Annotated in this window: 19 protein-coding genes; 13 read left to right on the top strand and 6 right to left on the bottom strand. The window is 43.3% G+C overall.

Translation table 11 applies throughout. From position 1 onward, the window contains the following. The 7 genes from ACT3SX_RS06970 to mmsB form a co-directional block, all read left to right on the top strand. A partial coding sequence (locus tag ACT3SX_RS06970; RefSeq protein WP_442062008.1) for an AMP-binding enzyme occupies positions 1-847 on the top strand: 847 nt, incomplete at its 5' end. Positions 848-1,023: 176 nt separating this feature from the next. Beyond that, positions 1,024-3,084, top strand: a complete 2,061-nt coding sequence (locus ACT3SX_RS06965; RefSeq protein WP_225739162.1) for a propionate--CoA ligase — start codon at positions 1,024-1,026, stop codon at positions 3,082-3,084. Positions 3,085-3,506: 422 nt separating this feature from the next. Then, entirely contained in the window at positions 3,507-4,991 is a 1,485-nt protein-coding gene (locus ACT3SX_RS06960) for a CoA-acylating methylmalonate-semialdehyde dehydrogenase (protein WP_442069646.1), read from the top strand. Between the two features lie 187 nt (positions 4,992-5,178). Next, complete coding sequence (locus ACT3SX_RS06955; protein ID WP_192519255.1) at positions 5,179-6,339, top strand: acyl-CoA dehydrogenase family protein; 1,161 nt, start codon at positions 5,179-5,181, stop codon at positions 6,337-6,339. A 93-nt stretch (positions 6,340-6,432) separates the two neighbouring features. Further along, positions 6,433-7,215 carry an enoyl-CoA hydratase gene (locus tag ACT3SX_RS06950; protein ID WP_192519256.1) on the top strand — a complete coding sequence of 261 codons (783 nt, stop codon included), beginning with the start codon at positions 6,433-6,435 and terminating at the stop codon, positions 7,213-7,215. A gap of 60 nt (positions 7,216-7,275) precedes the next feature. Then, positions 7,276-8,538, top strand: a complete 1,263-nt coding sequence (locus ACT3SX_RS06945) for an enoyl-CoA hydratase/isomerase family protein (protein WP_442069644.1) — start codon at positions 7,276-7,278, stop codon at positions 8,536-8,538. Between the two features lie 116 nt (positions 8,539-8,654). Then, entirely contained in the window at positions 8,655-9,614 is a 960-nt protein-coding gene (gene mmsB, locus ACT3SX_RS06940) for a 3-hydroxyisobutyrate dehydrogenase (protein ID WP_192519258.1), read from the top strand. 171 nt (positions 9,615-9,785) lie between these two features. Here the strand turns inward: mmsB and ACT3SX_RS06935 are convergent, their stop codons facing one another. Continuing rightward, positions 9,786-10,544, bottom strand: coding sequence for an IclR family transcriptional regulator (locus ACT3SX_RS06935; protein ID WP_192519259.1), 759 nt, complete (start codon positions 10,542-10,544; stop codon positions 9,786-9,788). A gap of 608 nt (positions 10,545-11,152) precedes the next feature. Between ACT3SX_RS06935 and ACT3SX_RS06930 the strand changes: the two genes are divergently transcribed. Beyond that, positions 11,153-12,058 (top strand): hypothetical protein, encoded by a 906-nt coding sequence (locus ACT3SX_RS06930; RefSeq protein ID WP_192519260.1) that lies wholly within the window; start codon positions 11,153-11,155, stop codon positions 12,056-12,058. 127 nt (positions 12,059-12,185) lie between these two features. On the opposite strand, the gene ACT3SX_RS06925 is transcribed toward ACT3SX_RS06930, so the two are convergent. From ACT3SX_RS06925 to ACT3SX_RS06915, 3 genes are all read right to left on the bottom strand, one after another. After that, positions 12,186-12,995: a 4'-phosphopantetheinyl transferase family protein gene (locus ACT3SX_RS06925; protein WP_192519261.1), complete on the bottom strand. Its 810-nt coding sequence runs from the start codon at positions 12,993-12,995 to the stop codon at positions 12,186-12,188. A gap of 122 nt (positions 12,996-13,117) precedes the next feature. Then, complete coding sequence (pal, locus tag ACT3SX_RS06920) at positions 13,118-13,633, bottom strand: peptidoglycan-associated lipoprotein Pal (RefSeq protein ID WP_192519262.1); 516 nt, start codon at positions 13,631-13,633, stop codon at positions 13,118-13,120. 151 nt (positions 13,634-13,784) lie between these two features. Continuing rightward, on the bottom strand, positions 13,785-14,423 hold the full coding sequence (locus ACT3SX_RS06915) for a DUF6231 family protein (RefSeq protein ID WP_192519263.1): 639 nt from the start codon (positions 14,421-14,423) through the stop codon (positions 13,785-13,787). A 314-nt stretch (positions 14,424-14,737) separates the two neighbouring features. Here ACT3SX_RS06915 and pepN point away from each other — a divergent pair, with 314 nt between their 5' ends. Further along, positions 14,738-17,338, top strand: coding sequence for an aminopeptidase N (gene pepN, locus ACT3SX_RS06910; protein WP_413038449.1), 2,601 nt, complete (start codon positions 14,738-14,740; stop codon positions 17,336-17,338). A gap of 185 nt (positions 17,339-17,523) precedes the next feature. Here pepN and ACT3SX_RS06905 read toward each other — a convergent pair whose 3' ends face one another. Beyond that, entirely contained in the window at positions 17,524-18,606 is a 1,083-nt protein-coding gene (locus ACT3SX_RS06905) for a 3-deoxy-7-phosphoheptulonate synthase (RefSeq protein ID WP_192519265.1), read from the bottom strand. Positions 18,607-19,015: 409 nt separating this feature from the next. Between ACT3SX_RS06905 and lpxB the strand changes: the two genes are divergently transcribed. Both lpxB and ACT3SX_RS06895 read left to right on the top strand, forming a co-directional pair. After that, complete coding sequence (gene lpxB / locus ACT3SX_RS06900) at positions 19,016-20,317, top strand: lipid-A-disaccharide synthase (protein ID WP_192519266.1); 1,302 nt, start codon at positions 19,016-19,018, stop codon at positions 20,315-20,317. A gap of 300 nt (positions 20,318-20,617) precedes the next feature. Further along, positions 20,618-21,499 (top strand): ribonuclease HII, encoded by an 882-nt coding sequence (locus ACT3SX_RS06895; protein WP_225739163.1) that lies wholly within the window; start codon positions 20,618-20,620, stop codon positions 21,497-21,499. A 116-nt stretch (positions 21,500-21,615) separates the two neighbouring features. Here the strand turns inward: ACT3SX_RS06895 and ACT3SX_RS06890 are convergent, their stop codons facing one another. Next, positions 21,616-22,281, bottom strand: coding sequence for a DUF924 family protein (locus ACT3SX_RS06890; RefSeq protein ID WP_192519267.1), 666 nt, complete (start codon positions 22,279-22,281; stop codon positions 21,616-21,618). An 86-nt stretch (positions 22,282-22,367) separates the two neighbouring features. On the opposite strand from ACT3SX_RS06890, the gene ACT3SX_RS06885 reads away from it, so the two are divergent. Further along, positions 22,368-23,603, top strand: coding sequence for a carboxynorspermidine decarboxylase (locus ACT3SX_RS06885; protein WP_192519268.1), 1,236 nt, complete (start codon positions 22,368-22,370; stop codon positions 23,601-23,603). Between the two features lie 258 nt (positions 23,604-23,861). Continuing rightward, on the top strand, positions 23,862-25,136 hold the full coding sequence (locus tag ACT3SX_RS06880; protein ID WP_192519269.1) for a saccharopine dehydrogenase family protein: 1,275 nt from the start codon (positions 23,862-23,864) through the stop codon (positions 25,134-25,136). The last annotated feature ends 138 nt before the right edge of the window (positions 25,137-25,274 follow it).

Raw genomic sequence — 25,274 nt, 5'->3', positions numbered from 1 at the left:
TATCAATGAAAAAGTCAGTATCACTCATTGTGTGCCAACGATTTTACAAATGGTAATAAAAGAAGCGCAGGATCGTGATGCCAGTTTTAATGGTTTAAAAATGATCATCGGTGGCTCACGATTGACAGAAGGTCTAGCAAGGCTTGCCATGTCTCAAGGTATTGAAGTCTATACTGGCTATGGTATGTCAGAGACGGCACCACTTATTAGCTTGACTGAATTTAGTCTCAATGAGCCTGAGATGTCCGATGACGAAGATATCGCGCGCCGCTGTATGACGGGTAAGCCTGTGCTCATGGTTGATGCCCAAGTGTGGGGTACAGACAACAAATCAGTTGATACAGGCAAAGAACATACAGGCGAGCTGGTATTGCGGGCACCTTGGCTGACCCAAAGCTACTTAAAGAATGAGGATGCGGGTAAGGAGCTATGGGATAATGGCTACATGCATACCCAAGATATCGCTTATATACGCCCTGATGGTTATATTGGTATTACCGATCGCCTAAAAGATGTGATCAAATCAGGTGGTGAGTGGATATCATCTTTAGAGATTGAGACTATTTTATCGCTGCATCCAGCCGTGGCTGATGTGTCAGTCATTGGTGTTCGTGATGCACAGTGGGGCGAGCGTCCATTGGCCTTGATTGTTCTAAAACCTGATGCTCAGAGTACGAGTGTTGATGATATCAAAGCCATTGCTGAAAAAGCGGTAGAGCGGGGTATGATTCCTAAATATGGCGTGCCTAGCCAGTTTAAGTTTGTGGATGATCTACCCAAAACCTCTGTCGGTAAGCATGATAAAAAAGCCATGCGAAAAACGTATGCTGATCAGACAGAAGTATAGTTTTATGTAGTTGACCTTTATCTTTAGCTCTGATACATTTTAAACCGATACGTAATGTATCGGTTTTTTTAGTTTTGGCAAGGACAGCCAATATTGCATTATGATAGTGTGCAATAAGAGTTTATATTATAAAGATAGTGTCTTATTACCCATCGTTTACGCTAAGGATAGCCATTATGAACGAGCAAGCCATCAATCAACGCACCGACCAAAGCAGCAATCACGTTTCTATTCAAAACCCGCAAGGACCCTCTGATAACACTCAGAGTTTTGCTGATATTTATCACGATTCTATTAATAATCGTGAACATTTTTGGTCTGAGCAAGCCAAGCGTATCTACTGGCATAAAGAGCCTGATAAAATTCTTGATGACAGTAATTTGCCGTTCGCTAAGTGGTTCGTGGGCGGTGAGACCAATCTTTGTTATAACTGCGTAGATCGTCACCTCGAAGAGCGCGCAGAGCAAGATGCATTCATTTGGCTGTCATCAGAGATTAACCAAGAATTGATTGAGACATTTCCCGCAGTCGTTGATTCATTTAAAGATTTAGGCAACAACGTCGAGTTTTATACAGACTATACTAAGCGCCGTTTGACTTACAATGACTTGTATAAAGAAGTCAATTATTTTGCGGATGTGCTGCAACGTCATGGTATCGGTAAGGGTGATCGCGTCATTATTTATATGCCAATGATACTAGAGGCTGCTTATGCGATGTTGGCTTGTGCTCGTATTGGTGCCGTACATTCAGTGGTATTTGGCGGATTTGCTGCACATAATTTGGCGATCCGTATGGATGATGCTGAAGCAAAAATGGTTGTCACGGTAGACGCAGGTTTGCGCGGTGGTAAGGTTATTAATTATAAAAGCCTCGTCAATCAAGGGGCTGAGCAAGCTAACGTAAAGCCTGAGCATGTGTTGGTTGTCAACCGAGGTGTATTGCCATTTGCTCCACAAGATATTGATGTGGACTATGCAACCGAGCGCCGCGTCAGTTGTGAGACAAATGCTGTTGTAGAGCCAGTATGGTTAGAGTCTAATGCACCGTCTTATCTTCTGTATACTTCCGGAACGACGGGCACACCAAAAGGTGTGCAACGTGATACGGGTGGTCATGCAGTCGCGCTCACTACCTCGATGGATTATATCTATGATGGCAAAGCAGGAGACACGTTTTGGGCAATATCTGATATTGGCTGGGCCGTTGGTCATTCTTATACCATCTATGCGCCATTGTTAGCTGGCATGACCAGTGTCATGTATGAAGGATTGCCACATCGACCAAACCCAGGTATTTGGTGGCGGATTGTCGAGGCCAATAAGGTCAATATACTATTCACTGCACCGACTGGTGTACGAATGCTCAAAAAACAAGATGAAGCTTGGATGACGCGTTACGATGTCTCAAGTGTTAAGTCGTTCTTTTTAGCAGGTGAGCCACTCGATGAGTCAACAGCTAATTGGCTTACTAAGCATTTAGGGGTTCCTATTTTAGATCACTATTGGCAGACAGAGTCTGGTTGGCCCATTCTAAGCAATACGCCAAAGTTTAATCATAAGCCGCATAAGCAAGGATCGCCTGGCTATCCAATGTATGGCTACGATGCACAAGTTATCAATGAAGAGACAGGTGAGCTCTGTGCTGCGGGCGAAAAAGGCTTACTTGCAATCAAAGCGCCTCTACCGCCCGGCTGTCTAACCACGGTATGGCGCAACGATGAGCGATTTGTCAGCAGCTATTTTGGTTTGTTCGATGGTCAACAGTACTCTACATCCGACTATGCCGTGACTGATGAGGATGGGTATTTTTATATCTTAGGGCGTACAGACGATGTGATTAACGTCGCTGGTCATCGAATTGGTACGCAAGAGATTGAAGAGGCGATCAGCATGCATTCAGAGATGGCAGAGTGTGCGGTTGTTGGTATTCAAGATCAGTTGAAAGGGGAGTTGCCGATTGCGTTCTGTGTGCTGAGAGATCATGAGCAAGTGGCAACCACGGAAAACCGTTTTCGTATTGAGCAGCAAGTCATCGGTGCCGTGGTTAAATCTCTCGGCGGTATTGCTAGGCCCGCGGCTATTTATTTTCCGCAAGCGTTACCAAAGACTCGCTCTGGAAAAATATTACGCCGTGCCATTCGTGCATTAGCAGAAGGCAAGGAAACAGGCGATATGTCGACACTCGATAATCCACCCGCGATTGATGCGATCAAGCAGTCTATGAAGGATTATTGATGAATACGAAATATGAATCTATCGATAACTGATCCATAAGGACATTCAATATTGTATAAAAGCTCATGAATTATCATGGGCTTTTTTAATTTTAAATCCCCATAATCTTGACTGGCGAATATGGGTCTGTTTGATATTCAAATATTAGGACTGCTGATCGCTAAAAGCTTACCAAGCCAGGCGCAAGCCGACGATAATGTCGAGGCCTTAACTAGGATCCCTCACGCTAAGATAAAAATTTGATAAAGGGCTTGACCACAAAAATGAATTATTGTTATAGTCAATAACGATACATAATAAATCATTTTAAATTTATATAATTGATGATCATCAATAAAATTAGAACCTTTACCAAGGTGAAAATTGGTTATATGTCAGTAGTTTCGTAAATAGTCGTTTCGCAAACAAGATAAGGATATCTTATGCACCACGTTCAGCAGCTCATTAATGGTCAATTCGTCGATTCTGATACCAGCGAATGGATTGATATCACAGATCCCGCCACCCAAGAAGTCATCGCAAAGGTTCCACAAACGACCGATGATGAAATCAACCAAGCGGTCATCGCCGCTCAGACTGCCTTTCAAACATGGCGCAAAACGCCCATAACCACACGTGCTCGTATATTTTTAAAGTATCAAGCATTGATACGCGAGCATATGGATGAGCTAGCAGAGATTTTGACCGCTGAACAAGGTAAAACCATTGCGGATGCCCGCGGTGATGTATTCCGTGGTTTAGAAGTGGTTGAGCATGCAGCAGGTATTGCAAACTTACAGATTGGTGACTTTGTTGAAAACGTCGCATCAGGCGTTGATACCTATAGCATCTGGCAGCCGCTAGGTGTGTGTGCAGGTATCACACCATTTAACTTCCCAGCGATGATTCCGCTATGGATGTTCCCAATGGCCATTGCCACGGGTAACACTTTTATCCTTAAGCCGTCTGAGCAAGACCCCATGGTCACCATGCGTTTGGTTGAATTAGCAATTGAAGCGGGCGTACCTGAAGGTGTGCTCAACGTCGTACATGGCGGAAAATCCACTGTCGATGCTATTTGTGATCACCCTGATATAAAAGCTGTTTCTTTTGTGGGTTCTACTGCTGTTGGCAAACATGTCTATGAGCGTGCCAGTCAATCAGGTAAGCGTGCTCAGTGCATGATGGGCGCAAAAAATCATGGTGTTATCTTACCGGATGCCAATAAAGAGCAGACGCTTAATCAGCTAGCAGGTGCAGCATTTGGGGCGGCGGGTCAACGTTGTATGGCGCTGTCAGTGGTGGTATTGGTCGGTACTGCAGGTGAGTGGATTGATGATATTAAAGCCAAAGCGGAAAAGCTGGTCGTATCAGCAGGCAAACATGATAAAGATCTAGGCCCGCTGATTTCTCCTGCGGCAAAAGCCCGTGTCGAGCATTTAATTGGTGCTGGAGTAGAAGAGGGTGCAAGTCTGATTCTAGATGGTCGTGGCATTACCGTTGAGGGCTTTGAAAAAGGTAATTTTGTCGGCCCAACTATTTTTGATAATGTCACTACTGATATGCAAATTTATCAGCAGGAAATTTTTGGGCCAGTATTGTGTGTCATGCGTGCAGCCGATCTGGACGAAGCAATTGAGATACTCAATGCCAATCCACATGGCAATGGCACAGCGATATTTACTCAGTCAGGTGCTGCCGCACACAAATTCCAACAAGACGTTCAAGTCGGTCAGGTTGGCATTAATTTGCCAATTCCTGTGCCACTACCGATGTTTTCATTCTCAGGTTCACGTGCCAGTAAGCTTGGTGACCTTGGTCCGTATGGCAAGCAAGCCGTGCAGTTCTATACTCAAACCAAAACTGTCACTGCGCGTTGGTTTGATGATGAAGCGAGCCGCGGCGTCAATACCACCATTTCAATTTAATCGCTCGTTCGATATGTTTGCGGTATAGCGATAATCCTGCTTAAGGCATATTTTAGCAAAGCATGATCTTATGATTGTAGTTATGTCGCTGCTATACTGTATAGCCAACACTATATGAAAAATATTAGACTGACGATTTATAAAATTCTCTACACCATATTTGCTATGCACGCACAAGGATGACCTCATGGATTTTTCATTGACCGACGACCAAATTGCCTTCCGCCAAACCGCTCGGCAGTTTGCCCAAAAAGAGCTAAAACCACATGCAGCAGAATGGGATCGCACCTCGCATTTCCCAGTCGATGTCATAAAAAAATCAGGCGAGCTTGGATTTTTAGGATTGTATACCAATCCAGAATATGATGGTTTGGGATTACCGCGCTTAGACTCTGCCATGGTGTTTGAAGAGCTTGCGTGGGGCGACACTGCTGTTGCTGCTTATATGAGTATTCATAATATGGCCGCATGGATGATTGGCGAATATGGTAGTGATGAATTATGCAAAAAATACTTACCTAACATGGTCAGCGGCGAGTGGTTGGGTAGCTATTGCTTAACGGAACCCAATGCAGGATCTGATGCAGCTTCTTTACGTACCAAAGCAGATAAGCAAGGCGAGCATTATGTATTAACTGGAGAGAAAACATTCATTTCAGGCGCAGGGTCTACGGATGTGTTAGTCGTCATGGCACGTACAGGCGGCGCAGGCGCAAAGGGAGTTTCGGCTTTTGTGGTAGATGCTAATAGTGCTGGTATCGAATATGGGAAAAACGAGCATAAAATGGGCTGGAAAGCACAGCCGACACGCACGATTAGTTTTAAAGATGTCAAAGTTCCAGTAGAGAATTTGATAGGCGAGGAGGGTCAAGGCTTTCGTATTGCGATGAAGGGTTTAGATGGTGGTCGTATCAACATTGGTATCTGTGCGGTTGGTACAGCACAGTCAGCACTAGAGACCGCGACCAATTACGTGCAAGAGCGTAGCCAATTCGGCAGCCAGATTGCTAATTTACAATCGGTACAGTTTAAACTTGCCGATATGCTGACCCAGACCATTAGCGCGCGACAAATGCTTTATCTAGCAGCGAGCAAAGTCGATAACAATGATGTCCAAGCGTCTACCTACTGCGCAATGGCAAAGCGTTTATCTACTGATTTGTGCTTCGATGTTGCCAATGAAGCATTACAGCTACATGGTGGTTATGGCTATCTAAATGAGTATCCACTTGAGCGTCATGTGCGAGATTTGCGTGTACATCAAATCTTGGAAGGCACCAATGAGATTATGCGAGTGATTATCTCGCGTCAGCTATTACAAGATGATGCGTTGGATCAATTGCGTTAAGCCTATTAGGGCATGTGTTTAATCTACTTGATGACAGAGCTTAACGCCTAACCATTCAACCATACCAAATTCAGATAAAATAAAGGACTATTTATGACGGATTATACCAACCTTAAGTTAGCAATTGATGGCCATACTGCTACTGTGACATTAAATAACCCGCCAGCCCATACGTGGACGATGGAGAGTCTGCCAGCACTCAAACAGCTAGTAACTGATTTGAATGCCAATGATGATATGTATGCTTTAATCATTCACGGTGCCGGCGAAAAATTCTTTTCAGCGGGTGCTGATTTAAATAATTTCTCAGATGGTGATAAAGGCCGCGCAGTCAGCATGGCAATTGCTTTTGGCGACGCGTTTGAGGCGCTATCAGCGTATCGCGGTGTCAGTATTGCTGTCATCAACGGCTATGCGATGGGTGGCGGACTGGAGTGTGCGCTGGCCTGTGATATTCGTATTGCAGAAGAGCATGCCCAAATGGCATTACCTGAAACGGGCGTCGGCTTATTACCATGTGCCGGCGGTACACAAAATCTAACGGCTTTAGTGGGTGAAGGCTGGGCAAAGCGCATGATATTGTGCGGTGAGCGCGTGGATGCAGGAGCGGCGTTACGTATTGGCCTCGTTGAAGAAGTTGTTGCCAAAGGAGAGGGATTAAAAGCGGCACAAGCATTAGCACAAAAAGTTGCGAAGCAATCTCCTGTCGCTGTCAGCTATTCTAAACAGCTTATTCAAGCTGCGAGAAACACGCCACCTGCACAAAATCTCATATATGAGCGCGAAGCATTTGTTAAGTTATTCGATACCAAGGATCAGCGTGAAGGCGTGCAAGCGTTCTTAGAGAAGCGTAAACCTCATTGGCAGAACAAATAGTCTGTAGGTAAGATGTCCTAACAGTCGTTTTACTCATTTTAATTTTTGCAGGTATCTTTTATGACAGTAGTTATATCAACAGCAGACAATAAGCAAGCAGTCACAGTAAGCACAGCGCAAAAGTCGCCAGTATTGTTTAGCACTGAATCGACAGATTGTGGTCATTTGATTGGGGTCATGACGCTCAATACGCCCAAATCTCTCAATGCGCTGAGTGTTGATATGTGCAAATTATTATCACAGCAGCTAGATGCGTGGGCAAGTGATGCACGGATAGTCGCTCTGGTATTAAAAGGGGCAGGCGACAAGGCTTTTTGTGCGGGTGGTGATATTCGTAAGCTGTATGACAGTATGTCGACCAGTGCGCCGTTACCAAATCCTTATGCGACAGAGTTTTTTAGTCATGAGTATAGCCTCTATCGCCAGATGCATTTTTACGCCAAGCCGATAATACTTTGGGGTGATGGCATCATCATGGGCGGCGGTATGGGACTGATGGCAGCTTGTAGCCATCGCCTAGTCACAGAGCGTACACGTTTTGCGATGCCAGAAGTGACTATCGGACTATTTCCTGATGCTTCCGGCAGTTGGTTTTTGCAGAATATGCCTGCCAAAACAGGGTTGTTTTTGGGCTTAACAGGAGCGATGTGTAATGGCAATGATGCGCTGTTGGCCAATCTAGCAGAGTATGCCGTTGCTAGTAATGCTTATGATGCTGTCATACAAAGTTTAAAACAGAGTGACTGGCAATTAGCTGCTAGTAGTACAGACAAGTGCGATAGCAACAGCGCTCATGGTATCGTTAGCCGTGCACTTGCCGCGCAATCAGGCACTGAACTGCCACCTAGCAATTTAGCAAAATACTGGCAACCTATTCAGCAGTTGATGAATAGCGGTAGCTTGGGAGATATCGATACCATATTGCAAAGCGATGAAGCGCTCGCACAGTTAGATGTTGATTTTGCAGCTGATAATTGGGTGCAGCGAGCAGTAGCTACTTATCGACATGGTTGTCCTGTTACCGTTGCTTTAACTTATGCGCTGTATCATAAAGTGCCTGAGCTATCGTTAGAGCAGGTTTTATATCTAGAAACCAACGTGGCTGTACATTGTGCGGCCAATCCCGACTTTAAAGAAGGGGTACGTGCGCTACTCATCGATAAAGATAGAAGTCCGCAGTGGTCGCGTTCATTAGCCGATTGTCTTGATACAAAAGGACAAGCATATATTCAACAGCACTTTGCAAACCCTTATGCGACAGGCGAACACCCTTTTGACGATTGGCTAGGTAGTGAAGCAGCAGGCAACCAGTTTGTCCGCTAACCAATCAAATCACCCATTTGATTGGTATTAACTAAACCTACCACACTAAATGACATGACGTACATGATACACAAGCATGCGTCATACTGATTATATAACCATCAAGGAATGATGAGATGAATACACAGGATGTAAATGCTGCCGACAGTAGCAGTGCAAAGCCAAATATTGCTTTTATTGGGCTTGGTAACATGGGCGCACCGATGGCGGAGAACTTGTTAAAAGCAGGTTATGCGTTGTCTGTCTATGATTTGTCTAAAGATGCGACACAGCGATTACAGCAAGCAGGTGCTAAGGTGGCGGATAGTCCTAAAGGGGCTGCAAGCAATGCACAAGTCGTCATTAGCATGTTGCCCGCTGGCAAGCATGTCCATTCTGTCTATCTAGGTGACATGGGCTTAGGAGAGAGTAAAAGCAAGGGTCTACTTTCAGAACTACCGCAGGGCACATTGGTTATTGATAGTAGTACCATCGCTGCTGCTGATGCAAGGATAGTGGCGGAGGCCGCGAGTCAGGCAGGTATAGACTTTTTAGATGCGCCAGTCTCTGGTGGTACGGGCGGCGCTATCGCAGGCAGTTTGACTTTCATCGTGGGTGGCAGTGCTGATGCATTTGCAAAGGCAGAGCCAATACTGGCGGTCATGGGAAAAAATATCTTTCACGCTGGCGAGCATGGTGCCGGACAAGTCGCAAAAATCTGTAATAATCTGCTGTTAGGTATTCTCATGGCTGGAACAGCAGAGGCGATTAATTTGGGCGTCAAAAACGGCCTAGATCCCAAGGTGCTCTCAGATATTATGCTACAAAGCTCAGGTCGAAACTGGACGTTAGAAGTATATAATCCTTACCCGAAAGTCATGGATAATGTACCATCGAGCAATGGCTATCAAGGTGGCTTTATGACTAAGCTGATGCAAAAAGACCTTAATCTGGCTTTGCAAACCGCTCAGAATACAAATGTTAATACACCGATGGGAGCCAAGGCCACAGAGTTGTATGAAGCACATACAGTTGAAAATGGCGATAGAGATTTTTCTAGTATTATGGCGCTTCACGACAGCTCGGTACTCTCTTAGCACCAATCTCAAAAAGTAAGATTAACGGTATCAAACTGGTTTAGTCTACAAAGGCATAGTATTTGACACATTATAAAGATGGGTTCAACTATATAAGAAGGCCTGCGCTAAGATATTAGTGCAGGCCTTTTTTTAATTGTTTAACGACTACCACTGGTAACGATCACCGCTTTAGCTTTGTAGTTCATATACGAGAGACTGAATGTCTTGTGCTGCTGTTTGTAATCGTGGCACATGTGTTAACAGCTCATCTAACGATAGACGTACGGTAGGCGCATGAATATATAGCGAGGCCAGATAGCGTGACTTTTTATCCAAGATAGGTACGGATACGGCTACCATTTCAGAGATAAACTCTTCATTATCGATACCCACGCCTGTCTCAGCAATACGATCCAGTTCCTCGTTTAACGCACCAATATCAGTAATGGTGTTTTTGGTGAATTTATCTAATGGCAGACCTTGTAGTATCTTGTTGCGACTGGTGGTAGATAACTGACTTAAATACAGCTTACCAGTAGCAGTGCACCACATAGGGGATTTCGCACCTACTGGAAGATAAATCTGTAGTGGTAAAGGCGTCTGTGCACGGTTGGTGTAGAGCATGTCCATATGATAAGGAATAGCAATACCGCAAGTTTCTTTTAATTCTTCCACCAGTTTATGCAAGACGACTTGTCTTTCATTAAAAAATTGGCGTTGCTGCCACAGCTCGACACTTAAGTTGCGTACTCGCTTACCAGGGATAATACCACCACCTATATCAACCGTCACAAACCCTTCATCGACCAAGTTTTGGATCAGTCGGTGAATGGTTGGCTTGGGGATGTCTAGCTGTTGTGATAACTCAAGTGGCGAAAGTGGCTTAGAAGCGTAGGATACTGCCTCGATGATTTCTAAAACACGGGTGATTGACGATACTTTAGGCATATAAGACACTCAATAATATTAAAAACAATATAGTAGGAAATACCACGATTTGTTAATCAGCAAGATAGTAGGTAGTAGTAAAAAAATAAATTTGTGACATATTTATTACTACTTCTAATTTAGCATAATATCAAGTTCAAACAAGTGTTAGATAACCTATCTAATAGCCTGATGTAGCAATATTCGTATCATCTGTTTATGTATCTCAAATTGTGTTTGAAGTAATAATAGCTACACTAACTCACAAAGCATAACAAATCGTAGTAATAAGCTATATAACTATTATTGAGTTAGACAGTGAAGTGTCACACTATGGTGACATGTTTTGTAATACCTTTACATAAACATTAAGCTGTCCGATATCGATGTTTACGCTATTAAGTTGCTGTAAGAGTGTTGTGTAACAGAAACTAAGAGTTTTACGGATTGATGTAGTAATTATTACAAGACCTATGCAATCTTTACATAACGGCAAATAAAAAGCGCATCTATAGGGATGACTTTACGAGCCAGAATTGTTTTAATCTGCTCAACAAAATGATTGATATCAAAATCTGAACTGTCATTTTTTTACGGGAGATTTATCCCATACTTTTAGGAGAGGATTAATGAGAATTATCAAATTAACTGCTATTTCTGCTGCTGTTCTAGCATCAACTGCTGCTTTAGCTGCTGAGCCAGTTGTCGTTGTTGATGAAGCTGATGCAAGCGTATATGAAGCAGAGCCAGTTGCTGTTGCTTATGAAGCAGAGCCTGCTTATCAAGCTGAAGCTACCAACCAAAATACGAATACAGGTGTTATCGGTAAAACTGCTGGTGCTGTTCGCAACACTACTGGTGCAGTCGTTGGTGGTACCAAGACACTTTTCAATACAGCAGTGAATCCAGCCGCTGTTAGTGCTGAAGTTGGTACGCTAGGTTATGGTGCTAATGTTGGTTGGGCACTAAACGAAAATACTGAATTACAAGCTGGTTGGGCCGGTGGCGATGTTGCTGACCTATTCGGTGGTGATTTTGACGCTGACGATGTAAATTATGATGTTGATGCAGACTTCAGCAACCCTTACATAGGTGTGCAACTACGTCCTACTGGTAACTGGTTTACAGTTGGTGGTGGTATCATCGTACCTGACAACGATTTTGATGTAACTGCTAATGCAGAAGGCCCTAACTATAGAATTGATAATATTGATTATAATGCTAGCGAGACTGGAACATTATCAGGCACGATGGAGCATCGTAACAAAGTAGCACCTTACGCAACTATCGGTTTCCGTCCTAACATTACCAATAATTGGGGTGTGTTCGGCGAAATCGGTGCTGCTTATATGGGCAAAACTGATGCTACTGTTGTTTCAAGCAATGCAACTGGTAACGTTAAAGCTACAACTGTAAGTGGTACTACTACCGTGACAGGCGATGATGTTGCTAAAGCTGCTGAAAAAGAGCTTGAAGATAAAGATTGGCTAGAGTGGATGCCAATTGTAAAAGTTGGTGCAACTTACCGTTTCTAATCTAGTCACAGTCTAAAGACTGTCATTAGATGCAGAGTAAACAAAAAAACGATCCTTTTTAGGGTCGTTTTTTTGCGTTTAAAATAAAGTGAAAATCATTGTTCAATGCACCAGGATTATTGTCTACTTAAAAAACAACGATCGTTTGTTGCGTCGATAAAACAGCGATTTGGTATGATAATTTATGGTCTGTTATGACAGTCAAAGAGGGCTGTTTTTCCATGGCAACAATTAAGTCATTAATAAGGTAGGCGTAGTCGATGCCCAAACCCTGTGCCAGAGTGTATTGATAAATCTTAATAAAGCTCTCTTTTATTTGCCATAGCAGTTTAGCGATTATGTCGCGTTGCGTCATGGGTAATGATTGTAAGATTGCAATCTCGCTGTCTGAGTAAAATCGTTTTGCAACATGCCATGCGACATTGTTGTTCTCTACATCCACACCTATAGGACGATGAGGGCTAATCACCACAGCGACGGTACTACTTAATGGTACATTGATGGTTTGATTTGTATTTTCGTTGAGCTTGCTGTTACTTTTATTGCCTGTATGACTAAAGCACACATAGTGTCCAGCCTTGGCAAGACGATACGGAAAGTTGGACTCATCTAACGTATCGCTAAGCGCTAGATGATCTAGTAATTGCTGTAACAACAGACGTACGCCTTGACGCTGTCGTTGGCGTTGGGTGCGAGCGATATCACCTACTGATAAATTAGCTGATGGTAGATGATATTGCCAACTACATTTATCCCATGTGTCAGTATTGATATATGTAGAATTGATATATGAAGCGTTACCAGTTGGCTGCCTCAATGATTTGTCCCACCAATCTTGATGTCTAAAGTATGAGATTTCTCTCACCTGTGCGGTGGCACACCAAGTCATGGGCTGGAGCTGAGTAAATTGAATATGCGTCAAGCGTAAGGTTGGCATTATGAGTTATATCGGTTAGTAGAAATTTGGTTTGATAGTACGTAAAAAGCCCAGCAATATAATATCGCTGGGCTTTTATAAATCAAGTTAAGCTTACTTGATTCTGATCGACTTTACGACTCTTAGTAAGACAATTCAGCACGGCGGTTTTGTGCATAAGCGGCTTCAGTATTACCCGCAGCAGCAGGGCGCTCTTCGCCGTAACTGATGACACGGATATTATTTGCAGAAACGCCTTGAGCAGCAAGGTAGTTACGTGCTGCTTGGGCACGGCGTTCGCCTAATGCGATGTTATATTCACGGCTACCGCGCTCATCAGTGTTACCTGCGATGACAAGACTTGCTGATGGGTTTGAGCGCAGTAAGTTTGCATGTTGATTCAGAACACTGGCTGCTTGAGCTGTGATGTTGCTGCTATCGAAGTCAAAATAAACAACGGCTTGTAGGTTCTGAGCACTAGCAATAATAGCGTTTGAGTTATTCATTGAAATAGCACCATTGTAGCCACTTTGGCCACCTGGAATACCTAGTGGAGCCACTACAACTTCAGAGGTGGCGCTTTTGGTCGCACAACCTGTAATAGCCACAGCACTTGATAACACAGCTAGAACGGCGATCTTAGAAAAATTAATTGACATACTGAGCTCCTAAAATTTTAATTAAATTTGTTTTTTTGAACTGCTTAGGATAAAACTTAGGCAATTGCTATCTATAATATACTAAATGTTACTTTATGTAATTAGTTTTACTGTAAATAATTCTAGAATTTACATATAGATATAAAGCCTGCTACCAGCGGTGCTTCCCCCAGTTTTCAGGGTTGGCCCAGTAGTCAGCATTCAGCCAATTTGGTAGTTGTTTATAGTCATATAAATTAAATTGCCAAAGTGTGGTCGTTGCTGATGATGGTACGTTTGATTCGACTGATTCAGTTTGATTAACGATTGTCATTTCTTCAGGTTTTTCGCTCAATATATCAAATGGCGTAAAGCCATAGGGTTTTAGGTCGGCGGTGTCGTTGATAGCAATAAGTAGATGTGCCGCATAAAGATCACGATAGCGCATCAATAACGGAATATAATGCTGCAGGCGTTCCACTGATAAAGTAGGGAGCCAAAAACAGGCGAGTTCATAACGTTCAGGTGTTTGTTGTTTGGTAAGCTCTAATAGAGTTACGATTTGTAATGTATCAGAATTTGCTATTGCGACGTCATTTTTTTGATGATGCAAGTAATTTTCGAGTTGCGCTTTTACAGCTGACTGTGCATTTTTGTCCTCTACCACCCACAATAACTCCGTAATGTCAAAAGTCTGATCAGTCGTTTTGGGAGTCTCTTCTTGTATGGCTAATGATGGTAGCAGAGCATCAACGTAATTGATTAATAATGGTAGTGTAATATCTGAGCGGCTGGTAGCGTGCTTTGTCATATAATAGACCGTTTATAGAAAGTGAGTCATAGGTGAGTCTATTAAATCATTTTAATCATTATTATCCAATCACTGATTTATGCTGTTAGCTCTATTGCTTCACTAGGTATATCGTAACTGATGAACATAATAATATTGAGATATACACTTGAAATTTGGTAGTTTAGGTCAATTTAGTTATAAGTCTAGTCAGTCCTAATACCAGTACCAACGTCAGTAACCGTACCAACACCAATTTTATATTTATATCATAAAAAATAATAGGAACTCATATGTCTACTGCTGAAACCGCTGCTCAAATTATCAATCCTGAGATGCCTGATGTACCACCAACTGCACCGAGCAAAATCAATTTAAAAGACTATCAAAAGCCCAGCTTCGATGTCGAAACGGTTGATTTAGATATTCAGTTGTTTACAGAGTATGCGAAAGTCAGTAGTACGCTAAAAATGGTTCGTCAAACGGCGGGTGAACTGGTGTTATTTGGGGAGGATTTAGAGCTACTGACTATCAGCATGAATGGTAATGCTTTGACTACTGAGAACTATAAACAAGAAGACGGTAAGCTAATAATAGCGGACGCCCCTGATGCAGTAACGTTAGATATTGAAGTACGCATCTGTCCGCAGACCAATACTGCACTTGAAGGGTTGTACATGGCGGGTAGTGGTGACGATACTATGTTTGTCACGCAATGCGAGCCAGAAGGCTTTCGAAAGATTACTTTTTATCCCGACCGCCCTGATGTGTTAGCGATATTTACCACGCGTCTGGAGGCGGATAAGCGTTACCCAACACTACTGGCCAATGGTAACTTGGTGGAAGCAGGTGAGGTTACAGATGCGCCAGATCGTCATTACGCCATTTGGCATGATCCAACCAATAAGCCAAGCTATTTGTTTGCTTGTGTCGTCGCTGACTTGGATGTATTGACGGACACTTATACGACGAGTGAAGGCCGAGAGGTGGCGCTTGAGCTATATGCAAAATCTGCTGATATTGATAAGTGTGATGTCGGTATGCAAGCGCTAAAAGATGCCATGGAGTGGGACGAGGTCAATTATGGCCGCGCGTATGACTTAGATCGTTATATGATCGTCGCGGTTAGTCAATTTAATATGGGGGCGATGGAAAATAAAGGTTTGAACATTTTTAATACAGCCTGTGTATTGTCCAGTCCTGAAACGACGACTGATTCACGGAGTTTTAGCGTCAAGGCCATTATTGCTCATGAGTATTTCCATAACTGGACAGGCAATCGTATCACCTGCCGTGATTGGTTCCAATTGTGCCTAAAAGAAGGCTTTACCGTTTATCGCGATCAATCGTTTTCAGCAGATCAACAGTCGAGCGCTGTACAGCGTATTGATGATGTCGCGACATTGCGTGCGCATCAGTTTGCAGAAGATGCCGGACCGTTGGCACACCCTGTACGCCCTGAGAGTTTTGTGGAGATTAATAACTTTTACACGACGACTGTCTATGAGAAGGGTGCTGAAATTGTGCGTATGATTGCCAATACGCTAGGACCAGATGATTTTCGTAAAGGAACGGATGAGTACTTCCGCCGCTATGACGGTCAGGCCGTGACGGTTGAAGACTTTTTATCGGCGCTCAGTATTACCGATAGCAAAATTGAAGGCTTTATTGACTGGTATCGTCAGCCAGGTACGCCAGTCGTCTCTGGTCATCAAGACTACGATAGCGCAGCGCAGACATTGACCATTACACTCAGTCAGCAGACCCGTCATGTCAGTGGTTTTGATGCACCAAAACCATTGCCTATTCCGGTTGCGACCGCATTATTTGATCAAGAGTCCGGTGATATTATTGCGGAGCGTATGCTCTTGTTAAATCAGGCTACACAAACCTTTAGTTTTGAAAATGTGACTAGCGAACCAGTCGTGTCATTGCTGCGTGATTTCAGTGCACCAGTACAGCTTAGTTATGATTATCAAGACAAAGATTTGGCATTTTTACTTCAGCATGAGACCAATGGTTTTAATCGCTGGCAAGTAACACAAATGCTGGTCAATCGTATTTTATTACAAGGCAAGGGTGCGAAAAGCAGTCCTGAAGTATATCTACAAGCATTGGCTCAGACGTTACCTGAGCTAGCTGCTAATGATGCGATGCTTGCAGCGCGTTTGCTTGATATTCCATCAGCCCAAGAGCTGGCGTCGGCTATCCACAGTAATTATGATCCAGCCGTAGTCAAAGCACAGCGTGAGGGCTTGTATCAGAAATTGGCAGAGACGTTAAAAGATCAATGGCAAACGCTTTATGAGCAGTTGCCTATGCAGTCTTATGAAGACAGTGCAGCCGCCCGTGGCACTCGTGCCTTGCGAAACGTGGTATTAGATATGGCGCTGACGGCGCAAGTCAAAGATGCAGCGGCATGGGCACAGCAGCAGTACGATAATGCGAGCTGTATGACTGAGCGTTTTGGCGCATTAAAAGCCATGGTCAATCATCAAGTTGAAAATGCTGAGAGCTACTTAGCAGATTTCTATGAGCGCTTTCAAGCCAATGATTTGGTCATCGATTTGTGGTTCAGTGTGCAAGCGTCTGCTGATACTGTTACGCCTGATACCATTGAGTCGTTGATCGCTCATGCTGATTTTGATTGGAATACACCCAATCGAGTACGCTCAGTTATCAGTGCTTTTACGTCACAGCCAACGGCGCTGTGGACAGCAGAAGGCTTGAGTCTCTATACAGGCGTGATTAAAAAGCTAGATGATTCTAACCCCGTTTTAGCCTCACGTTTGGTACAAGTATTGGCACGCTGGAACACGTTGGCTGAACCACTTCGTCAAATGGCGCATGAGCAATTGATGGATTTGCAAAAACAAGCTTCATCAAAGCATGTACTAGAAAGCTTAAACAGCGTATTAGGCTCAGCAAGTGAGTAGGGTGTAATGATATCAAGACCTGCCATAAACACAAAAATGACGATTGACAACATGAGCCTTATTTAATTGTCATTTTTGTGACTGGTATGAAGTATTTTATCAGTGCATACGCATCAAAAACCCCGCCCGACATAAAAATGTCGGGCGGGGTTTTTTAGGTATTCAATAACGGTTTGTGAGGACGATTAACGGTTAGGCAATACGTCTTTTACCATATCGCGTAGATTGTATAATGCAGTCACTGTGCTATCCCAATCTAAGCAACCGTCAGTGATAGACTTGCCATACTCGAGCTGACTTAAATCAGTCGTTAGTTTCTGATTACCACCTTTTAAGTGGCTCTCAACCATCATACCAATAATAGATTTGTTGCCATTTTGGATTTGTTCAGCGACGTTATTAATAACCATAGGCTGTAGGTACGGGTCTTTGCCAGAGTTAGCATGACTTGAGTCAATCATAATCTTGCCACTGGTTTTGCCTTTAGCCAGTGCGTTTTCTGCTTCAGAAACCGCCGTCTCATCATAGTTAGGTTTACCATTACCACCACGTAATACCACGTGTGCATATGGGTTGCCTTTAGATTTGATGATAGATACTTTGCCGTCTGATGACAGACCTAAGAAGCTATGACCTGCTTTTACGGCTTGCATCGCGTTGACGGCGACAGTCATGCCACCATCAGTACCGTTTTTAAAGCCCACTGGGCACGATAGACCAGAGCTCATTTCGCGGTGAGTTTGGCTCTCAGTTGTGCGTGCGCCAATCGCTGACCAGCTAATCAAATCTTGCATGTACTGCGGGGTGTTTGGGTCTAATGCCTCCGTCGCACAAGGCAATCCTTTTTCATTCAAATCCAGTAGCAGCTTACGAGCCATACGTAGGCCTTTTTCGATATCGAAACTGTCATTCATATCAGGGTCGTTAATCATACCTTTCCAACCAACGGTAGTACGCGGCTTTTCAAAATATACACGCATAACCACAAAGATACTGTCTTCGATTTCTTTTGCCAATACTGCCAAACGATCGGCATATTCGTGGGCGGCTTTGATATCGTGGATAGAACAAGGACCGATGACTACAAACAGGCGTTTGTCTTTACCATCCAAGATATCTTGGATGGTATTTCGACCTTTTAAAACCGTTTGATAGGCTTTGTCTGATAAAGGTAGCTCAGTTTTTAGCTCAGCTGGAGTGACTAAGGGGATGAATTGTTCAATGTTCACGTCATCAATATCTGCATTATGGGTAGCTGGTGTCGTCATGATTATATCGTCTAGCTAAATTATAGGAACAATCATTATGCGGACAAAACAAGCGGTTGACAAGGGTAGTCGATGAGTTTATTGACTCATAACTGGAATGATAAAAACAAAACTTAGTTATACTTGTATCTTTTTCATCTTGAATTGGCATCTATCGATAGCAAACTTCTATTTATTATAAAATACAAACGTTGCCTTTAAATCACTATAACACTACTTTTATCAGCTAATTTAGCTATTTATACCATCGTCACGTATGATGGCAACATAAATGGTATTTCTGGTGTCTTGCATGTTCGTGGATGACAGGATGTTAGTGCAGAGAATATCTTATAATACGATTTATTTATCATTTACCTTATTTTGATAAACCACTATATTTTTACTATTTCAATATTGAGAGCGTGTCATGACAGATTTTGCAACACCTGATACACATACTGGTCTAGCAGCACAGACAGGGGCTAATCCTCAGCTTTCTGAGTTGACGGCCGGGCCACTAGTCATCGGTATCGTTGCAGGCGAAGTTTCAGGTGACAGCTTGGGTGCAGATTTTATGCAGCAGATGAATAACTTGCGCGATGATATTGTCTGGGTAGGTGTGGGCGGTAGCAAGATGCAAGCGCAAGGGCTACAAAGCATCTTTCCTTTGTCACGTTTGGCAGTGATGGGTTTAGTAGAAGTCATGTCACAGCTACCTGATTTGCTAAAAGCGCGGCGTGAGTTGTTGAGCGCATTTAAATTGGTTGATATCGATTGGTTTGTCGGTATTGATGCACCTGATTTTAATCTTAGAGTGTCTAAAAAATTAAAGCCACAAGGCATATTTTGTGTGCAGTATGTCAGCCCTTCTATTTGGGCGTGGCGCGAGTCGCGTATTCATAATATTAAAGCCGCGACCAACCTAGTGCTTTGCCTATTTCCCTTTGAGCTATCCGTATATGAGCGCCATAATCATCCTGCCATCTGTGTTGGTCATCCGCTACTGCACACCATTGATCAGACAGTGTTAGAGGTTCCAATCAATCAGCGCCGTAGCGAGTTGGTTTGGCACAATGATGGCTTACAACAGTTTTTTGTTGAACGATTTGATGATGTTAGCCAGCTGATCTGTGTGATGCCAGGCTCTAGACGCGGAGAGATTACGGCTATTTTGCCATTGATGTTAGATGGTATTCAAAAGCTCATACTGCTAGATCCTAAGCTGTGTTTTATCATTCCAACGGTTGACCAAAATCATCAATATATTGTTCAAGAGGTAATAGACAAACGCTCAGAGCAGCTTCGTGCCGCAATCGTCGTGGTATACGACGATAGCCAGCCAACATTTAGTCAGCAGGCGATGGCTGCATCAGATATTGTGATGCTAGCATCTGGTACGGCAACGTTAGAAGCAATGCTATTGGAACGGCCAATGGTGGTGGTTTATCAATTAAACAAGCTAACTTATCAGATAGCCAAACGCTTAGTGAAAGTGCCTTATGTGGCACTGCCCAACATCTTGGCGGGTACTGCAATCGTTCCTGAGCTGATTCAAGAGCAGGCAAGTGGCAATAATATTTGTCGTACGGTCATGCGCTTATTACAACCACGTGCCTATGCTGAGCAACTAAACGACCTCGTGGCTACGAAGCAATCGCTGCAACAGCAGAGTAACCATAGCCCCGCCAATAGCGTGATTGAGCAATGGTTTATGCAAGAGAATAATTAGGGTATGTTCTCAACACCTACTATATTTTAAATGATCTAAGCATGATTAGATTTTTATCACCATTTTCTAAGTGGGTCGCATCCTAGGGCGTGTCCTCAATTCAAACGAGTGTCCTCTAAATGGGCTAAAAATAGCTAAATTTTGTCAAACATCGTCAAATAGTTGGTCAATATCTTGATATTATCTGCACTATTTTCCTCATTTGACGGCAATTTATCTCATTTTTATCACCATTTTTAAAATGAGGACACGCCCTAATACAAATGAGATTAATTGACTATTTTGATAAAAAGACATCACATGACTATGAATAATCAGCACTGTACTGAAAGCACTATGACACCGATTGAAATGAGTATTCAGGCAATTGATGTTAAAGGTCAATATATCCAATTGGCAGCGCCCATTCATTTATTTGGGCAACTTAATGTCGCTGAGCTGCTTGCTCAATATTCGAGCACTACCAGCCCAGAATCAACACAGCCAGCACTACAGATTGGTGTTGATGAGGCAGGACGTGGGCCATTGCTGGGTAGTGTCAATGTTGCCGCTGCGATATTACCAGCGAGTTGGTCAGGATTGATAGAAGATCACCCGCTTGAGAGTACACCGCTATCCATACTGACAGACTCTAAAAAGTTGAGTGAAAAAAAACGAGACGTCCTGTATCCATTGGTTCAGCAGTATGCAGTGGGCTATGTCGTCGCTAATATCCCTGCTGCGGTCATCGATCAGGTCAATATATTGCAAGCGACCATGCTAGGGATGCGCCTATGTATCGAAACATTGATAGAAGTGGTTGCTCAGCATTTTGCCATGGTTTTTGAGGTGGAGGTAGCTGCTGTTAATCCGTTGCAAGTTGAGGTGCTATTCGATGGTAATCGTTGCCCAGAACTAAATTACGCTAACCTCAGTAAGTTTGGCGTAGGGCAAGCGAATATTGATTGCCAAGCTTGGGTGAAGGGCGATGCGCGCCATACTGCCATTGCTGCTGCCAGTATATTGGCAAAAGTGAGCCGTGATCAAGCAATGTATGCACTCGATGCTCAGTTCCCAAAGTACGGGATTGCGAAGCACAAAGGTTATCCGACGCGTGCACACATGGAGGCGATTGAAAAACATGGCGTATTACCTGAGCATAGGCGTAGCTTTGCACCTGTTCGCAAAGTGCTAGAAAATTAGGGCGTATTCTTATCGTCAATATCCTAGGTGCTTTGGTGTTCAAAACGCCTTTACGTTAAAAGTGCGCTTATGTCAAAAATGCTTTTATATTAATGACGATTAACGTACGTTAATCTTTAAAACGACGAGTTTGGTTTTTGTAAAAACACTTCTTCCTCATAGGTGGATTCGCGATCTAACGTATTGTTACGATGAGGATAACGTCCAAACTTATCAATGATTTCTTTATGGCGATGTTCAAAGTCTAGAGTCGTCGCATCGTCTAGCTTTTGAAATAGCGGTAGATAGCGATCGTGAATGATTGCTGATTCGGAATGCATAAATGGCATAATCATAAACTTACGCCACTCCATCGGCAGCGTATCAAAGTAGGGCTGTTGAATAGCTTCTTGTGCCAGAACGACTGCCATACCATCCTGTGCAAAGGCAGTCGTTTGTCCGCGATACAGGTTACGTGAAAACTGATCTAAAATAATGATTTCTGCTAATCGTCCCGCCAATGCTGTGATAGCGCTATTATCATCTGTAGACAGTTCAACGGTCCGCCACGGTCCGCATTCACCAAGTTTTGCCGCCTGCCAAATATCGTTAAACCTACTTTTTATTTGTTTGTCAAAGTGGCTGTTTTGTTTGAACCAATAAGGCTCGTTTCTTTTGTCAAACCAAAAGTCTAAGACAGCGCGCGCATCAGGATTGAGATGGCTCAAATCAATATCTTTTGGAGTTAATTGGGATGCTTGAGTCTTGCTCATTGATGATGAGTAATCAGTTGAAAGTGCCATAAGCTATTCTAATCATGATGAATTTAGTCTACTATAGCGAAAAATATTATGCGCTACTGTTATCAAATGCTATCGGGTGCACCATCATGAATACATCGTCTACCAATCCAACTTTTACCAAATCTACCAGCCAGTCTATCAACGTGCCAACGCCGTACTACTTACTCGATGAAGCGGCCATCGTTGCCAATATGCAAATCATTGCAAGGTTATGCGAGCTGTCCGGTGCAAAGGCATTATTAGCACTGAAATGCTTTGCCACATGGGGCGTGTTCGATATTATGCAGCCTTATCTGCATGGTACGACTTCGTCATCACTCAATGAAGTCCGTCTGGGCTATGAGACTTTTGGCAATAATGATGATGCGAGTAGCAAAGACAAAAAAGAGACACATGCTTATAGTGTGGCCTATAGTGCAGATGAGATGCCTGAGGTATTAAAATACGCGGATAAGATCATCTTTAACTCAATCTCGCAGCTCAATGCTTTTAGCGAGCAGGCACGTGCGCAAGACATTCCTGTCGGCCTGCGTTTAAATCCAAAAACCAGTAACTCGTCGTTTATTATCGCTGATCCTGCTCGTCCTTTTAGTCGTCTAGGCGAGCACGATAAAGATAAAATCACCGCAGTACTTGGTGACATTACTGGCGTTATGATTCATAACAACTGTGAAAATGACAGCTTTGAAGCGTTTAGCGAAAGTCTGGCAGATATTGAAAACAGATTTGGCGATATTCTGGCGCAATTAGAGTGGGTAAGCTTAGGCGGCGGTATCCACTTTATCGCGCCTGATTATCCACTAGAAAAGCTCGCTGAAAGGTTAAAAGGATTTAGCGAACAATATGGCGTGCAAGTCTACCTTGAGCCGGGTGAAGCGAGCATTCATGGCGCTGGCTCGCTAGTCACGACCGTACTAGACACCATGCATAACGAAAAAAACTTGGCCGTGGTTGATGCTTCTATTGAAGCGCATATGCTAGATTTACTGATTTATCGTGAGTCTGCGCCTATTACAGCCATTAACGATGCGTCTATCTCAGCCTTGCCTGTCAACCTCGATGAAACAGAGGATATGTCAGAAAACACCATTGTTTATGGTCGTTCTTGTTTGGCAGGAGATATCTTTGGTGAGTATGATTTGCCAAATAATTTACAGATAGGCGATCAGATTAGCTTTGGTAATGCGGCAGGTTATACCATGGTAAAGAAAAACTGGTTTAACGGTGTTAACATGCCCGCTATTGTCATTCGTCGCCTTGATGGTAGGATTGATGTGCAGCGTGAGTTTGATTATCAAGATTATAAGGCCAGCTTGTCTTAATATTCAGAATGGAGTTTTAGCATCATATTTACATTGTTAATAAGATTGCTGTTCATTCATGAATTTTTGCCAAAAAGAGATTAAAAAATTGTTATAATCGCCTCGGGCAAATATCCATTAGTAAAAAATGGCATTTGCCCGACGGGTGCGTGGGTTTTCCTCGGTCTTCCTTTTTAATTCACGCATATCATTCACTCGTTTCTGTTTTGCATAGCCGCTATCAATGGTATCGACAGGGACACAAAGGAGGATTGTTCATTGAACACAAACCAACAAGCTACAACCAACAAAAAAGACGTACTTATCATTGGAGCAGGCGGTGTCGCTCAAGTAGTTGCGCATAAATGTGCCATGCATAATGACGTGCTCGGTAATATTCATATTGCCTCACGCACCAAAGATAAGTGTGATGCCATCGCTAAAAGTGTGCAGGACAAAGGCAGCTTCAAGCAGCCAGCGACTTTGCATACGCACCAAATCGATGCCATGGATATCCCTGCGCTGATACAGCTGATAAAAGACACAGGCATCCAAATCGTTATCAACGTTGGCTCACCTTTTTTGAATATGAGTGTACTAGAAGCTTGTATCGAAACAGAAGTTGCTTATATTGATACGGCTATTCATGAAGATCCGCGCAAGATTTGCGAGACGCCGCCATGGTACAACAACTATGAATGGCAGCGTAAGCAGCGCTGTGCCGACAATAAAATCACCGCTATCTTAGGTGCAGGATTCGATCCCGGTATGGTCAACGCTTATGCGCGTCTTGGCTATGACATGATGGATGCAGGCTCGGTCACAGACATCGATATTATCGATATCAATGCTGGTAGCCATGGCAAATATTTCGCTACTAACTTTGATCCTGAGATTAATTTCCGTGAATTTACGGGTACGGTTTACTCTTGGCAAGATAGCAAATGGCAGTCTAATAAAATGTTTGAAGTCAAACGTACTGATGACTTGCCAGTGGTCGGTATGCAAAACAGCTATCTGAGCGGACATGATGAGATTCACTCGTTATCGGCCAACTTAGACGTACCAAACATTCGCTTTTGGATGGGTTTTGGTGAGCACTATATCAATGTCTTTACCGTGCTTCAAAGCTTAGGTTTATTGTCTGAACAGCCTGTTATGACCGCTGAAGGGCAAGAAGTCATCCCGCTAAAAGTGGTGAAAGCCGTACTACCAGACCCTAGCTCTTTAGCAGCAGAATATACTGGCAAGACTTGTATCGGTGACAAGGTCAAAGGCAAGATAGATGGCGTAGATAGCGAAGTATTTATCTATAATGTCTCTGATCACAAAGAAGCCTATGAGGCGATGGGTAGCCAAGGCATTTCTTATACTGCCGGTGTGCCACCTGTCGCAGCTGCCATGCTTATTGCTACGGGTGAGTGGGATGCAGGCAAGATGGTCAACGTCGAAGAACTGGACGCCAAACCACTTATCAACCTATTGAATAAGATTGGTTTGCCAACTCGTATCAAAGACGAGAATGGTGATAGAGCGCTTGAGTTTGATATCTAGTTAGTCATAATCTGTATTCGAAAGCCACTCTAACTCAATAGTGAGTCAGAGGGGCTTTTTTTGTTTTTACATGCTCGAAACTAAGCAAAGATGAATTATTGTTAACCCCAATTCGGGATAAGGGCTCAAAAAAAAGAT

It is taken from the genome of Psychrobacter sp. AOP31-B2-9, from assembly GCF_052378005.1.
In the GTDB taxonomy this organism is placed as follows: domain Bacteria; phylum Pseudomonadota; class Gammaproteobacteria; order Pseudomonadales; family Moraxellaceae; genus Psychrobacter.
Note: the sequence above shows the minus strand (reverse complement) of the source record. Positions and strands in the feature narration are given on the sequence as shown.